1 protein-coding gene is annotated in these 1,616 nt (G+C 39.1%); it reads right to left on the reverse strand.

Features of this window, described 5'->3' with window-relative positions:
* Nucleotides 1–1,616, reverse strand: a 1,616-nt coding sequence (locus AACY61_RS13490; protein ID WP_339612102.1) for an NADP-dependent isocitrate dehydrogenase, incomplete at both ends; no start/stop codon positions are given.

Raw genomic sequence — 1,616 nt, forward strand, 5'->3', positions numbered from 1 at the left:
CTGAAAAGATAATCTTTAAAGATTCATCCTTGTCCTGATTGGCCAATGCCTCGGCCCAATACATCCCTAAATAAAAATGACTGGCTCTGTTATCCGGCTCACCTGCTTTTCGAGAAGGTGATTTATCTTTATCTAAATATTTTTCAGTTGCTTCATCAAGTGCTTCAGAGAGAATCAGTGCTTTTTGATTATTGTCTTTTTCGCCCAAGTGTTCAAGAGAAACGCCCAAAGCTAAAAACTCTCCCAGTGAATCCCATCTCAGGTGGTTTTCTTCCAGAAATTGCTCCACATGTTTGGGTGCTGAACCGCCGGCACCTGTTTCAAACAATCCGCCGCCGTTCATTAAGGGAACAATCGAAAGCATTTTAGCACTAGTACCAACCTCAAGAATTGGGAAAAGGTCTGTCAGATAATCACGCAATACGTTTCCGGAAACCGAAATCACATCGTTTCCTTTCTTGATTTGTTTTAAAGAAAAAAGTGTGGCTTTTTCAGGTGAAAGTATCTGAATGTCCAGTCCTGAAGTGTCGTGGTTTTTCAGGTATTCTTTTACTTTCTCAATAAGTTGAGCATCATGTGCTCTTTGTTGATCCAGCCAAAATACAGCAGGGTTGCCGGTTGCTCTAGCTCTGTTTACGGCTAGTTTTACCCAGTCCTGAACGGGTGCATCTTTAACAGTACACATTCTCCAGATGTCCCCTTGTTCAACAAAATGCTCTAATAAAATATCTCCTACAGAATTGATTACCTGAACGGTACCGTTTGATGAAATTTCAAAAGTTTTATCATGCGAGCCATATTCTTCAGCTTTTTGAGCCATCAACCCCACATTGGAAACACTTCCCAAAGTGGTGGGATCAAAAGCCCCATTTTCCTTACAGAAATCAATAGTAGCCTGATAGACCGACGCATAACTGCTATCGGGTATTACAGCTTTGGTGTCTTGTGATTTTCCTTCAGCATTCCACATTTGCCCTGAATTTCTGATCATTGCCGGCATAGACGCATCGATAATTACATCACTGGGAACATGTAGGTTGGTGATTCCTTTATCAGAATTGACCATAGCCAGGTCAGGCCCGTTTTGGATACAGTTTTTTATAGTTTCTTCTATATCATTTTTCTCATCAAGACTTAAAGCATCAATTTTTGAAATCAAATCACCAAAACCGTTTCTTACGTCAACACCAATTTTTTCAAGTATTTCACCGTGATTTAAAAATACATCTGCAAAGAAAGTTGTAACAGCATGGCCAAAAATAATGGGGTCTGAAACCTTCATCATCGTGGCTTTCATATGAAGTGAAAAAAGTACATTTTGTGCTTTGGCTTCAGCTACTTGTTTTTTCAAAAACGCTAACAGTACATTTTTGCTCATAAAAGTGGCGTCAACAATTTCTCCTTTTAATACCTTTATTCCATCTTTTAAGACTGTTTTGTTTCCGAAACTGTCAATATGAACAATTTGCAGTTGATTATCCTTAGCTGTTGTTGTCGACTTTTCATTATGAAAAAAGTCACCAGACTTCATCGTAGAAACATGTGACTTCGAGTCTTTACTCCAGGCACCCATTGAATGTGGATGTTTTTTAGCATAATTTTTTACGGCTCGCGGA

The sequence above is a fragment of the uncultured Planktosalinus sp. genome, from assembly GCF_963973675.1.
Classification (GTDB): Bacteria; Bacteroidota; Bacteroidia; order Flavobacteriales; family Flavobacteriaceae; genus Planktosalinus.